Origin of the sequence: Kitasatospora sp. NBC_01250, assembly GCF_036226465.1 — a bacterium.
Classification (GTDB): Bacteria; Actinomycetota; Actinomycetes; order Streptomycetales; family Streptomycetaceae; genus Kitasatospora.
In genome coordinates this window covers 4,296,266-4,309,066 of record NZ_CP108476.1, presented here as the reverse complement: position 1 = coordinate 4,309,066, position 12,801 = coordinate 4,296,266, and the positions used below count along the sequence as shown (strand labels likewise).

Annotated in this window: 9 protein-coding genes and 1 tRNA gene; 7 read left to right on the top strand and 3 right to left on the bottom strand. The window is 68.5% G+C overall.

Features of this window, described 5'->3' with window-relative positions:
* Nucleotides 1-10 precede the first annotated feature (10 nt).
* Nucleotides 11-580, top strand: a complete 570-nt coding sequence (locus OG500_RS17820; RefSeq protein WP_329581420.1) for a GNAT family N-acetyltransferase — start codon at nt 11-13, stop codon at nt 578-580.
* A 101-nt stretch (nt 581-681) separates the two neighbouring features.
* Nucleotides 682-755, top strand: a tRNA-Thr gene (locus tag OG500_RS17815).
* A gap of 130 nt (nt 756-885) precedes the next feature.
* Here the strand turns inward: OG500_RS17815 and OG500_RS17810 are convergent.
* On the bottom strand, nt 886-2,481 hold the full coding sequence (locus OG500_RS17810) for a tyrosine-type recombinase/integrase (protein ID WP_329581417.1): 1,596 nt from the start codon (nt 2,479-2,481) through the stop codon (nt 886-888).
* Nucleotides 2,478-3,146: a helix-turn-helix domain-containing protein gene (locus OG500_RS17805; protein WP_329581414.1), complete on the bottom strand. Its 669-nt coding sequence runs from the start codon at nt 3,144-3,146 to the stop codon at nt 2,478-2,480. Before OG500_RS17805 ends, OG500_RS17810 begins: the two co-directional genes overlap by 4 nt.
* A gap of 125 nt (nt 3,147-3,271) precedes the next feature.
* Here OG500_RS17805 and OG500_RS17800 point away from each other — a divergent pair, with 125 nt between their 5' ends.
* The 5 genes from OG500_RS17800 to OG500_RS17780 all read left to right on the top strand — a co-directional run bounded on the left by OG500_RS17800 (nt 3,272) and on the right by OG500_RS17780 (nt 9,264).
* Nucleotides 3,272-3,499, top strand: a complete 228-nt coding sequence (locus OG500_RS17800; protein WP_316522741.1) for a hypothetical protein — start codon at nt 3,272-3,274, stop codon at nt 3,497-3,499.
* A 303-nt stretch (nt 3,500-3,802) separates the two neighbouring features.
* A complete protein-coding gene (locus tag OG500_RS17795) occupies nt 3,803-5,110 on the top strand; it encodes a DUF3631 domain-containing protein (RefSeq protein WP_329581404.1) in 1,308 nt (435 codons plus the stop codon).
* Between the two features lie 468 nt (nt 5,111-5,578).
* Nucleotides 5,579-6,382: a DUF2637 domain-containing protein gene (locus tag OG500_RS17790; protein WP_329581401.1), complete on the top strand. Its 804-nt coding sequence runs from the start codon at nt 5,579-5,581 to the stop codon at nt 6,380-6,382.
* Between the two features lie 250 nt (nt 6,383-6,632).
* Nucleotides 6,633-7,523, top strand: coding sequence for a hypothetical protein (locus OG500_RS17785; RefSeq protein WP_329581397.1), 891 nt, complete (start codon nt 6,633-6,635; stop codon nt 7,521-7,523).
* Nucleotides 7,513-9,264: a relaxase/mobilization nuclease domain-containing protein gene (locus OG500_RS17780; protein WP_329581395.1), complete on the top strand. Its 1,752-nt coding sequence runs from the start codon at nt 7,513-7,515 to the stop codon at nt 9,262-9,264. Before OG500_RS17785 ends, OG500_RS17780 begins: the two co-directional genes overlap by 11 nt.
* A 214-nt stretch (nt 9,265-9,478) precedes the next feature.
* On the opposite strand, the gene OG500_RS17775 is transcribed toward OG500_RS17780, so the two are convergent.
* Nucleotides 9,479-12,769: a type I restriction-modification system subunit M gene (locus tag OG500_RS17775; protein ID WP_329581393.1), complete on the bottom strand. Its 3,291-nt coding sequence runs from the start codon at nt 12,767-12,769 to the stop codon at nt 9,479-9,481.
* Between the last annotated feature and the right edge of the window lie 32 nt (nt 12,770-12,801).

Below are 12,801 nucleotides of genomic sequence, written 5' to 3'. Positions count from 1 at the left end.
GGTAGTCAGCATGTTCGCCATCCCCCTCTCCGACACCCTCCCCGCCGAGCTGCGCCCCCTGGAGCCCTGGCACGCCGAGGAGTTCCTGGCCCACATCGACCGCGCCCGGGAGAACCTGAACCAGTTCATCGCCTTCGCCTCGCTGACCACCGACCTGGACTCCGCCCGCGCCACCCTGCGCCACTACGCCGACAAGGCCGCCGCCGACACCGGCGCGATCTACGGCATCTGGCTGGACGGCACGCTGGTGGGCGGGGTGATGTTCCCGCACTTCGACGTCAAGCACCTCAACTGCGAGATCGGCGTCTGGGCCGAACCGGCGGGCGAGGGCCTCGGCCTGATCACGGCCGGCGTGCGGCAGCTGATCGAGCACGCGGTGGCGGAGCGCGGCATGCAGCGCATCGAATGGTTCAGCAGCACCCGCAACACCCGCAGCCGCGCGGTCGCCCAGCGGGTCGGCATGCGCCTGGACGGCGTGCTCCGCTCCTACTACCTGCACAACGGGGTCCGCCAGGACAGCGAGGTCTGGTCCCTCCTGGCCGACGAGTGGCTCACCTCCCCCCACCGCCCCACCCGCTGACCCGCCCACCGGAACCCGGTACGGATCACCCCGCGGACCTGTGTAGACTGGCCCGCGTTGCCGATGCGAACCGCCCCTGGCGGGGGAGCTCGGGCAGCGGCGCCGCCTTAGCTCAGTTGGCCAGAGCAACGCACTCGTAATGCGTAGGTCATGGGTTCGAATCCCATAGGCGGCTCCGAGAAGGCCCAGGTCATATAGCCCATGACCTGGGCCTTTTGCTATTCCTTGACGTGTGAGCAGGCGTCAGCGACGCGCTACAAGATCGCTTGCGTGAGCGATGCGTGAGCGCGGCTGTTGATCTTGGTCTAACCCTTGGCCTTCTTGGCCTTGGACTTCGCCTTCTTCGCCGCCTTCCGCTTGGCCTTCTCCGCTTCGGCTGCGGCCTTGGCGTGAGCCTCGGCTTCGGTCTTCCGCTGGAGGGGGACGAGCTTCGCGGCGGCCTCGGCGGCGTCCTTGGCGATCTCGGGCAGGACGCTGGTGTAAATGTCCGAGGTGATCTTGATAGAGGAGTGGCCGAGCATGTCGGACACCACCTTCATGTCGACTCCTCCTGCGAGCGCGAGGGTGGCCGCGCCGTGGCGGAGGTCGTGCAGCCGGATCGGCGGCAGGCCGGACGCGGTCACGAGCCGCTCGAACATCTCGGTGACCTTGCCCGGGTGGAGCCAGGAACCATCCTCGTTGGTGAAGACCCGGCCGGTGTCCTTCCAGGCCGGCCCCCAGTCGGCCCGCTCCTTCTGCTGCCGATCACGGTGGCGTCGCAGGACGGCCACCGTGTCGTCGTCCAGCGCCACGGTCCGGAAGCTTCCGTCGGTTTTGGGGTCGGACTCCTCGACCTCCCAGCCGTCCTGCACGAGCTGCGCCGTCACGGTCAGCGAGCCGTTGTCGAGGTTAGTCTCGGACCACAGCTGGCCGCACGCCTCGCCCCGGCGAAGCCCGCGGAAGGCGATCACGTGCCACATCGCGTACAGGCGGTCGGCAGCAACGAAGTCGAGGAACGAGCCGGTCTGCTGCGGCGTCCAGACCATCACGGGGGAGGGCTTCACGCCGGTCGCCTGCCACTGGGCGACTCGCTCCGGCGTCCAGACCAGAGCCTTCGGCTTGGCGGCCGGGTCGAGCTTGACGTGGGCGGCCGGGTTGAGGGTGATCAGGCCCTCGGGGATCGCGTCGTTCAGGGCGGTCCGGAGCGTGGCCCGGATGCGCTGGCGGGTGGCGGCGCCGGTCGTGCGCCGGAACGGCGGCATCTCGGCGAGTTCGGCGTGCAGAGCCTTGCGGCGGGCGCGGTTCTCCGCGCCCTTGATCGGCACCGTGGCGAGCTCGGCCTTCAGCGCGTGCCGCAGGGCGTTGTTCTCCAGGATCTCCTCGTTGGCGTCGGCGATGGCCGTGAACATCTCGGCGAGCGTGCTCACCCGCAGCCGGTCGACGCGGATGTGCCCGATGCGGGGCTTGAGGTGGACCCGCACGTCACATTCGTAGCGGGTGATCCCGGACTTGCGGATCTTCTTGCCGGCCAGCCAGGTGTCGAGCCACTCGCCGACGGTGACGCGGGAAGAGAGGTCCTGACCGGCCTTCAGGCGGTTGCGGGTCTCCTCGATGTCGGGCAGTTGAGCCTTCTCGTCGGCGACCTTCACCAGGAGCTCGGCGACCAAGGCCAGGTCGTCCGGATCCTCCTTGCCGAGGGCGAGCAGGCCGCGAACATGATCGAGGTCGGCCTGAGCCTCCTTGAGCGTCTCGTAGCCGGCGCGGTTGAACGAACGGCGCGTGCCGTCCTCGGCGTTGGGCAGCTCCTGACGTATGGAGTAGGCGCCGTGCTTCCGGCTGCTGAGCTTCGGGCACGCCTTGCCGAGCGGCTTGCCGGTCTCGGCATCGCGGCAGTAGCAGCGGTGGTAGGTGGAACCCTTCATTCGTCCTCCAGGTCGAAATCGGTTTTGAGAGGGGGGAGTTCGGCGTCGAGAAAACCGAGGCTTGGTGCGAGGGGCGGAACTTCCAGGCCGATCTCGCGCAGGCGTGCCCTGACGGGTTGAAGCCGCTCGCGGACGGCGGCGACGAAAGCGTCGAGTTTCTCCTGTGAGCCGGGAGGCCATTCCTCCCGGAACAACTTGAACTCCAGCTGGAACGCATCGTGATGCTCCTCCTGGAGCTCTTGCCAGATCCGTTCGTGCTCCCGGTAGAGGCGGAGCCGGTACGTCCCGAGCGAGTGGCGAGCCTCTCCTGTGAAGTGGGTGAGCGCCGACCAGCGGTCGCTGGGCATCTCTGGCAGGTAGTCGACCCAGCCGCCTAGGGCTGGGGAGAAGAGCAGCTCGACCGGTGCGATGTCCAGGGCCTCGGCCACGACGATCAGCTCGGGAATCGTGATCGTCTTGCGCCTGCCGGACTCCCAGTTGGCGATGACGTTCCGGGGTACTTCGTAACCCAAGACCCCTGTTTCGTCAGCCAGATCCTGCGCGGACAGTCCAAGGTCTTTCCTCCTTCGGGTGATTGCTTGGATCACGTCCTTGGTGATCCGTTCGGGCCAGTCGAGCGCGTCTTCGTCGTCGGTGGACCAGTGTTCCTCGCGGCGTTGTGTCATATCGACACAGTAGCCACTGGCAAGCTCCTCTCCGTTGCGGCACTCCGTCGCAGCCCCCCGCTCGGGGGGAGCCCGGATTTGGAGTTCATGTGCGAACTGGTGACATATCGGCGACGGCGCAGGGGATGGGTCGGGCCGAACTTCTCAGGCTGCCGGCGGCCATCGACCTCGACACCGCAAATAGGGCCATCGGTCTCGGGCGGAGCAAGGGCTACGAGCTGGCCCGCCTTGGCGCCTACCCCTGCCGGGTCCTGCGGCTGGGCAAGAAGTACCGCGTGATCACGGCGGACCTTCTGCGCCTGCTCGGCATCGACGCGGCGCTCGGCGAAGGCGCGGCGGCTGATGCAGCTTGACGTGATGAGAGCCCGATCCACAAGCCTGTCTGCCGTGGGCGTACTTGCCCGATTGGAGTGGATCTTCCAGCGGCATGGCCGTACGTTCGTGGTCCCTCGGCGGCCTCGGCCGCCGAGGGACCACCACCAAGGTGCAAGCAGTCCCTGTGAGTTGAGAGGGCCAGGATCCTCGGCTCGACCGCCTCAGGACGCACGAAGGCCCCCGGTGCTGCGAACACCGAGGGCCAGGCGAAGTCCTTACCCACGACCTTCATCGGCGGCGCGCGACGGATCAGGTCCCGCGCCCCAGTCTGGAGCTTCAGCATGGAGTCTACGTCCCACCAGCCCGATCCGGCAGCTTCCACCGTGAGTTGGCCGCCGGTCGCCAAGCCGGGCGAGCCCGGATCCTTCCTGCCGGGCCAACAGCCCGAGCCTGTGTCCACAACCTGCGGACACGGCGCCGATGAGGCGCCTGCCGAGCCCGCCGTCCCGGACGGGACCGACCTGATGCCCGACACCGAGGCGACCGAGGGCGCCGACCTGCTCACGCAGCTGAGGGCCCAGATCGCGAAGTTCGTGATCCTTCCCTCCGACCAGGCCCTGGACGCCACCACGTTGTGGGTCGCGGCGACCCACCTGCAGTGCTCGTGGCAGCACGCCCCGCGCCTGGCCGTGGTCGGCCCGGCCAAGCGCTGCGGCAAGTCCCGCCTGCTCGACGTACTCGCCGAGACGGTCCATCAGCCGATGCTGACGGTGAACTCTTCTCCGGCCGCCATCTTCCGCACGATCAGCGAGGAGCCGCCCACCCTGCTGGTGGACGAGGCGGACACGATCTTCGGCAGTCCAAAGGCGGCGGAGAAGAACGAGGAGATGCGCGGCCTGCTCAACGCCGGGCACCAGCGCGACCGCTACGTGCTGCGGGTCGTCGGCAACGACCACACCCCGCGCAAGTTCCCCACCTTCGCCATGGCGGCCATCGCCGGAATCGGCGACCTCCCCGACACGATCATGGACCGCTCGATCGTGATCCGCATGCGCCGCCGAGCCGAGGGCGAGCGCGTCGCCCCGTACCGCACCCAGCGGGACCGGCCCGCCCTGCACGCGATCCGCGACAAGATCGCCCGCTGGGCGGCACCGCTCGCTGACCGGGCCCTGCGCCTGCAGCCCGCCATGCCGGTCGAGGACCGCGCCGCCGACACCTGGGAACCCCTGGTGATCATCGCCGACCTCGCCGGAGGACCCTGGCCCCGCCTGGCCCGCCAGGCGTGCAAGCGCATGGTCGACGCCGAGGTCCAGACCGAGGAGGACAACCCCGGCGGCGCGCGGATCCTCGCGGACATCCGGCGGATCTTCCACGCCGCCGGTGAGCCGGACAGCATCGCCACCGACCAACTGCTGTTCAACCTCAACGGCGACCCCGAGGCCCCCTGGGCCGAGACCAGCCGAGGCGGGCTGACCCCGCGCGGCCTCGGCGCGATGCTCCGCGAGTTCGGCATCTCCTCCGGCAACGTCCGCATGCCCGATGGAACCCAGCGCAAGGGCTACCTGCGCAACAAGTTCCTCGACGCCTGGCGGCGCTACTGCCCCGCAGTCCACCCCGTGAACGCCACCGCAGCGGGCAGCAGAGGCTGACCACCCTCCCCGAAATGCCGTCCCTGCCGTCCCAGCCGTAACACCGCAGGTCACCACACCTGCCGCCAAGACGGAACGGCACCCCAAGACGGCAACGGCATCCGCACCAAGACGGATCAGGCCCACGCCAAGACGGCAGCCGTCCACTCCCACCAGCGGCCCGCCGCCGCCCCCGTCTGGGGCGCGAGCGGCGGGCCCTGGCCGGGACGGGAAACACATCCGTCTTGTGCAGTCCCAGCCGTCCCTGCCGTAAAACCGCAGGTCAAAGGCCATGCCTTCGGGACGGATACGAGCCCCAAGACGGATACCGCACCGTCACGAACCCGAACTCCGCCGTGTCCACGGCACCACCCGGGCAGCCGAACCCGCCCCAGCCCACAGACCGTCCCACAGCACCAAGACGGCAAGACGGCAAAGACGGCAATCCCACAAACCACCACCGCCCGACCCGCGAGGACCACCTTCCGCATGACCGCCACCACCCGAACGCGGCGTCTGCTCCGCCCGGACGCCGTCCTCGTTCAGGCCGCCATCGCAGGCGCCCTGTCCTTCGCCCACCTCCACGACATCGCCGAAGCCGCCGGACAACACGGCTGGAAAGCCTGGGCCTACCCCGTCTCGGTCGACCTGCTGCTCGTCGCCGCCTGGCACCGCATGCGAACCCTGCGCACCACCGGACACCCCGCCGGCACCGCCTGGACCTGGTTCGCCATCGCCCTGACCGCCTCCCTCGGCGCCAACGTCGCCACCGCCGGCCTCCTCGACCTCGCCCACGTCCCCGCCTGGCTACGGATCCTCGTCGCCGGATGGCCCGCCCTCGCCTTCTTCGGCGGCACCCTCCTCGCCCACAACACCACCGCGACCGCGACCACCATCGACCCGAAGCGCGCCGAGGGCGAACTCCCGCTCCGCGAAAACCCCGAGCCTGCACCGGTAACCGAGTCCGCACCGGTGACGGACGCGGAGCAGTACGACCTACCCGCCGACGAAGCGGTGCTCGAGCCCGACCACGACCTCCGGCCCGACAGCCGGAAACCGGTGGTGGGCACCAAGCGCACCGGCCGCAAGCCCGCAGCCTCGATGGACGAGCTGGCCGAGATCGTCCGGCCCGCCGTCCAGGAGCATGGCCCCACCCAGGCCGTGATCAGGACAGTCCTGCGCGAAGCCGGCATACCCATCGCCAGCGACCGCCTCGGCAAGCTGACCCAGCGCTTCAAGGACGAACAGGCCAGCCAGCAGGCCGACGCGCAAGCCAGCGCCTCGGCGGCCTGACGCCCCCGCCGCTCGCCCGAGCACCGGCCCGCTTCCGGACCGGGCGAGCGGCCCCTCACCGACGCTGACCGACGCTCACCGGAACTCCCCCAGCGCCCATCCGGAGACCCCGGAAGTCCTGAACCGGCGACGTCTACACCAGAACTCCGGCACCGCCAAACCCCTCTTCCGCCGGACCATCACCCCGCATCCGGCGAACACCCCACCAACCGACAACCACCTGCCCCGACAGAAGAACCGGAAGATCCCCGTGCCCGACCAGCAGCACCACCTCGACCCTGCATTCGCCTCGCCCGAGCAGGACGCCCAGCAACGCGGAGCCGGTGGCGACAAGCCCGGACGTGGCGGCATATTCGCCCGCGTCAAGCAGGCCCTGCCCTGGACCAGCCACGGTCACGACAACGACGGAGCAAGCTGGGGCAAAGTCCACAACGCCGTTGGCGCCGCGGACTTTGCGCTTGACCCTGCCCCAGGGGTGGCGGGGCAGGACCGGCGCGAGGGCGCGCCGGACCAGGAGGTCGCGACCGAGGGCGGCCACGACCAGGACCAGCTTCCCGAGCACGATGCCGAGCCGCGCAGCGACATCGACGCCGAGCGTGCCGACGCCGCCGACCGCGTCGTGCGTGAAGCGCCGACCGTCACCGCCGCCGAGTTCATCCATGAGCGCGTTCCGGTTCTCGACCGCTTCGTACTTCCGGTGGACGACACCTCGCTTCCGCTGGCGGTGCGGATGTACCGGCCGCGTTCCGGAACCAAGCGCGATGACCAGGTGACCTGCTCGGTGGAACCGGCCGAGAAGGAACTGCTCGACTTCGTCGCCAAGAAGCTCAAGCGCTCGCGCTCCTCCTTCCTGGCGGATTCCGCCATGAGCGTGGCCCTGGAGTACCTGAGGACCGGCCGCCGCGACGCCTTCGTCCCCATGCCCGACTACGAGGCCGTCACCCTCCTCACCGAAGCGGTCGGTACCCACCAGCGGGCGATCGACCGGGCTGGCAACAACCTCAACCAGCTCATGGTCGAGATCTACCGAGGCGAGATCCCGGAGCGCGCCATGGAGACCCTGGACGCCCTTCACGCCTGCGCGATCGAGGCCCGCCACGCCTACCAGCGCGTCCTGCCGGGAGGCCGCCGTGGTGCCTGACGTCTCCACCGGCTCGCGCACCCGCGGCCTGCTCTCCTACCTCTTCGGCCCCGGCCGGCGCGACGAGCACACAGACCCGCACATCGTCGCCGCGTTCGCAATGCCCGGCGTGCCCGACCCCGGCCGAGCGCCCCTCGACCAGCACCACGCCCTCCTCGACGAGCTCGCCGACTACCTCGACCAACCCGTGCGCGCACGCGAGAGGCGCGTCGGCACGAAGGTGCCGCAGCACGTGTGGCACTGCCCCGTCCGCACCGCGCCCGGCGACCGGTACCTCACCGACGCCGAGTGGGCCGAGGTCGCCCGCCGCATCGTCCACGCCACCGGCATCGCCCCCGATGGCGCCGACAAGGGCTGCCGGTGGATCGCCGTACGCCACGCCGACGACCACATCCACATCATGGCCACCAGCGTTCGCGAGGACGGCCGCCGCCCCCGCAACAAGCGCGACGGCCAACGCGCCCAGGCCGAGTGCCGCAAGATCGAGAAAGAACTCGGCCTGCGCCAGCTCAACTCCGGCGACCACACTGCCGCCCCGATGCCCACCAGCGCCGAGCAGGCCAAGGCCCAGCGCACCGGCCACGAGCAGACCGCCAAGGAGTGGCTGCAGGAACAGGCCCAAGCCGTCGCCGCCGCCGTCCGCGACGAGCAGGAGTACTTCTCCACCCTCACCGCCCTCGGCATCCAGGTCCGCTACCGCATCGGACCCGAGAGCGGCGACGTCATCGGCTACAGCCTCGCCCGACCCGGCGACGTCAACGCCCAAGGCGAACCCGTCTACTTCGGCGGCTCCAAGCTCTCCCCCGACCTGTCCATCAACCGCCTGCGCGAACGCCTCTCCGCCCAGCAGCCCACCACGCCCGCACGGGGCATGGTCGAACCGGACCGCTGGCGACAGGCCGAGACCACCCTGCGGGAGACCGCCCGCTTCGCCTTCCAGGACCAACACCACCCCGACGTGCCCGACGTCGACGCGTTCGACACCGTCGTCCAGGCCCAGGCCGCCGCTTTCGGCGAACTCCTCCACACGGCCGCCCTCACCGCACCCGCCCACACCCGCGCCGAACTGCGAGCCGCCGCAACCGCGTTCAACCGCGTCACCCGATCCAAGGTCCGTGCCGAACACCAGCAGGCCGCAGCCCTCCGCACCGCCGCCAAGCAACTCCTGCACACCGCCGGCTCCGGCGAGGACGGCGCCACCGTCGCCGCCCTGCTGTCCACCGCCGTCTTCGTCGTGATCGCCATTGCCCGCTGGCACCAGACCCAAGGCCACCAGCAGCAAGCCCACGCGGCCCAGCAGTCCCTCGTCCACCTGCGAACCGCCTACCGGCAGACGGCCGAGCCGGTCATCGCCGACCTCACCCGCCGCACCCCCACCCCCAAGACCACCGACCGCCTCGCCGCCCACATCCACGCCGCCGTCCCCGACCAGGCCCAGCACATCCTCGCCGACCCCTCCTGGCCTGCCCTGGCTACCGCGCTCGCCCAGGCCGAATCCGCCGGCCAACCACCGCACCGCGCCCTCAGCGAGGCCGCCCAACAGCGGGAGCTCACCACCGCCGACCGCCCCGCCGAAGTCCTCCTCTGGCGCCTCCGAAACTCCACCAACGACCGCGTCGAGCAGCGGACCCAGGCCGCACGCGCCCGTACCGGCAGCCGCACCACCCCGACAACCGTGCCCGCGTTGCCAGCCGTGGCGACCAGCACCAGGGCCGCCAACGGTCCCAACCGCCGACGCTGACCGACCGAGACGACGAGATACCCCGGCCCCATCCTGGTCGGGCTTGAGCGTCGGGGCACCGGGCTGGTGCCCCGGCGTGACTCGGCCTGGCCTGGGTGCCAGGGCCGCCAGGGCGGGGCCAGAACCTCGCCAGCCTTCACCGCCGCTGACACCGCCTAGCGGTGGCCGGTCAACGAGAGCGAGCCAGGCCCGCGGTCGGTCCGTTGGGGCAGGCTTAGGTCCCCTCCGATGTGCGGTACGGGATCTCCAGGGAGTGCTCCTCCAGGCTTCGGAGGATCACTTGCCCGTCTCTTACCTGGTTGAGGAGAAACAACTCCCGCGTCCGGCAGTGCGGGCAGAGACTAACCATGGCCAACGGCCACAGATCAACTGGCCCGCCTGAAAGATCGCTGTCGACGTAGATCCGGTCGGGGCGCAGAGGGTAGGTGGTAGGGCGCTCGAATGGCTCCCAGCTCGGATGGCTCCCTCGAAGTTGCAGGCCCACTGTGCGATAGGAGGACTCGTCGAGGTACTCGCAGCGCTCCACCCAGTACCACTGGATCCCGGCCAACCAGTTGACCGAGCTGATGGCTGAGACCACGCGCGGTTCGAGCTTTTCGACGTCCTCGTCGATCTCGTGGCTCATACGGACGCCGTGGGCATGATGGGAGTGGTTGCGGAAGTCCTTGATCTCTTCCAGGAGCGTGCGTGTCGCCTCACGTTCCTGGATCGCTGCCAATTCCGGCAGGACGGAGGTTCTTCCCACCTCGTCCATGAAGCGGTCGATGAGCCAGAGCCAGGTGCCGAAGGTCGCCCCATTGCGGAACTGCTGGCGAAGCGATCGGGTAAAGCCGTTGTGGTGTGCGATGAGTGCACTGAGTGCGAGGATGCCCAGTGTGCGTGCAACGCCCTCGCCGAGCTTGAGTAGCCCGTCCTTGCGCTCGGCCGGATGGGTGCTGACGCGGTAGCGGCGGGCGAGGGCGGCCATGTGGAAGGGGTAACTCGACTCCGCCCGCCAGATTGGGTCGTCAAAGGGGCGTACCAACTGGCTCGCGAGTCGTGCCTCATGGGAGGCGAATCGTAGGGCGGTTCGAATCTCCTCGCTGAGGGTCTCGCTGCCTGAGAAGATGTTCGGGAGGATGCCCTCGGTCGCGGCGCGTAGGGCACGGCGGCCTTCCTGGACCTCCTCTAGGAGGTCGTTGACAGCTGTGTCGGTGACCAGGTCAACTGGTACGGGCGTATCGAGCAGGTCACGGACGCGCGGGAATGCGCTGCTTTCCTTGCGGGAGTTAAGCCACTCGCACAGCACTCTGCCGCGCCCCTGTAGTGGGTGCAGCACAAAGAGCGGTGTGACGGCTTCGCCGAACCCTGAAGGCAGAAGCCTCCAATTTCCGAAGCGCCCTACAAGGTCACCGCCTGAACACGGGGTCAGTTCGGAGTCATCCATTTCCGCGTCAGGAAGCTCCAGGGCTGAACCGACGCTGTGCAGATGAGGCGTGGTCAGGTGCTTGGGCGGCGGCGGTGCGTCATCGCCCGGCTCCGGGCGGTGCAGCTTGACCCGGTTCATTTCTAGCCGGGCGAAGTTCTGAAGCGGTTCGAAGAGACCGTCGAACTCCGCAACGTAGAAGAGCGCGGACGGAACCTCGCAGCCCAGTCGCGTCCGGGCAGGGTCGATCCAGGCATCGGGCGTGTGGGGCAAGATCTTGGTCCGGAAATACTCCTCCGGTTCTTCCTGGAACGGCAGGGAGACCACGCTCCGCAGCTCCGGGTCGGGCTCCTTCGCTCCACCGCGCTGTTGAAGCTCACCTTCATCGTCGCGCACACCGATTGCGTTTCGGACAGCCTTCTCGAATGCGGCTCCGCCGGGCCAGGCCAGGCCCACGGCCTCTGTGGCGCGGCGCAGCGCTGCACGTACGTCGGAGCTCGCTTTCCACGTCGTACCGATGAGGCCCCGCAACGCCGATACCAAGGCCTCGGGATTGTTGGTCCGCTGGACCGGCCGCAGAGCCGCGAGCCGGACGAGGGCTTCCTCGGAGAGCTCGAAACGCAGTCGCAGTGGGCGTTCGATGACGATCTGGTGATAGAGCAAATCCTCCTTCCGCACGACGCGTACGAGGTCGCGCTGAGACCGGGTCAGGGAAGGAGGGGAGGACGTGGCTTCGCTGTAGAGCTGGACAATCTCGGTTAGCTGGTCGGGCCCGAGGTACTTCCGCTTACTGCCGACCGACTGGCGCATCTTCTGCCAGTGGTCCTGTGCTTTGACGAGAATCACGCGCCCCTGGCGGTGGGCGGGCTTCCGGTTGCTGAGCACCCAGACATACGTGCTGATGCCGGTGTTGGCCATAAGCTGGTCGGGCAGGGCGACGATGCCCTCGAGCCAGTCGTTCTCGACGATCCACCGTCGGATGTCGGACTCTCCTGAACCGGCAGAACCGGCGAACATGGGAGAGCCGTTGAAGACGACCGCGATCCGGCTTCCCCCGCGGCCGGAGTCGTCCACGGGCTTCATCTTCGCGAGCATGTGCTGGAGGAACAGTAGGGAACCGTCGTTGATACGAGGGAGGCCGGCACCGAAGCGACCCTTGCGGCCGAGGTCCTCGTGCTCGGCACGGACGTGATCCTCGACCTTCTTCCATTCGACGCCGAACGGAGGATGGGCCACTAGGTAGTCGAATCGTTCTGCTGCGAATACGTCCTCGCGCAGGACGTTTCCCAGAGCCATCTGCTCCGGGTCGTGCCCGCTCATCAGCATGCTGGAGCGAGCAATCGCCCAGCTCTCAGAGTTGAGTTCCTGGCCGGATGGCTGAATCTGGGCCTCGGGATTGACGGCGCTGATGCGCTCGGCCAGCTCAAGAAGCAAGCCGCCGGTGCCGCAGACTGGATCGTGGATCTTCCTCACCACGCCAGGGGCCGCGATCTGCCCCAGATCGGGTTCCATCACGAGTGCAGCCATAAGCTGGCTGGCGTCGCGTGGCGTGGTGTGCTCGCCGCCGAGCTCGCCCGCTCGCTCGGCAAAGGTCCGTACCAGTTCCTCGAAGATGAAGCTCATCTCGCGTGCTGGAATGGCCGACCCCAGATCCAGATGCTGGAATTGAGCGACGATGGGGTAAAGCAGATTGGAATCGGCCAGGCGTTTGACCGTGATATCAAATTCGAAATGTTCGAAGATCTCCTGGACGTTTCGGGAGAAGCCGCGCACATAAGCGAGCAGGTGACGATCAGCTTCTCGCGGGTCACCGGCGACGCTCGCCAGGGTGAAGGGGCTGATGTTGTAGAAGGGGTAGCCGGAGGCATCCCGGAGCTTGGCGTCCGAGTCCTCGGTGTGCGAGAGCTCCTCTGCGGTGGCGAGCACGGCTTGCCGGGTGGGGGCAAGGAGGCAGTCCAGGCGTCGAAGCACTGTGAACGGCAACATGACCTTGCCGTAGTCGGACCTCTTGAAGTCTCCGCGAAGCAAGTCCGCAACTGACCAGATCAGTCCGGACAGCTGCGTCACCGAATCACTCATGTGCTCCCCGTTGCTGGACACGTGGTTCTTCTGGGCTCACCTGGCCATCCACC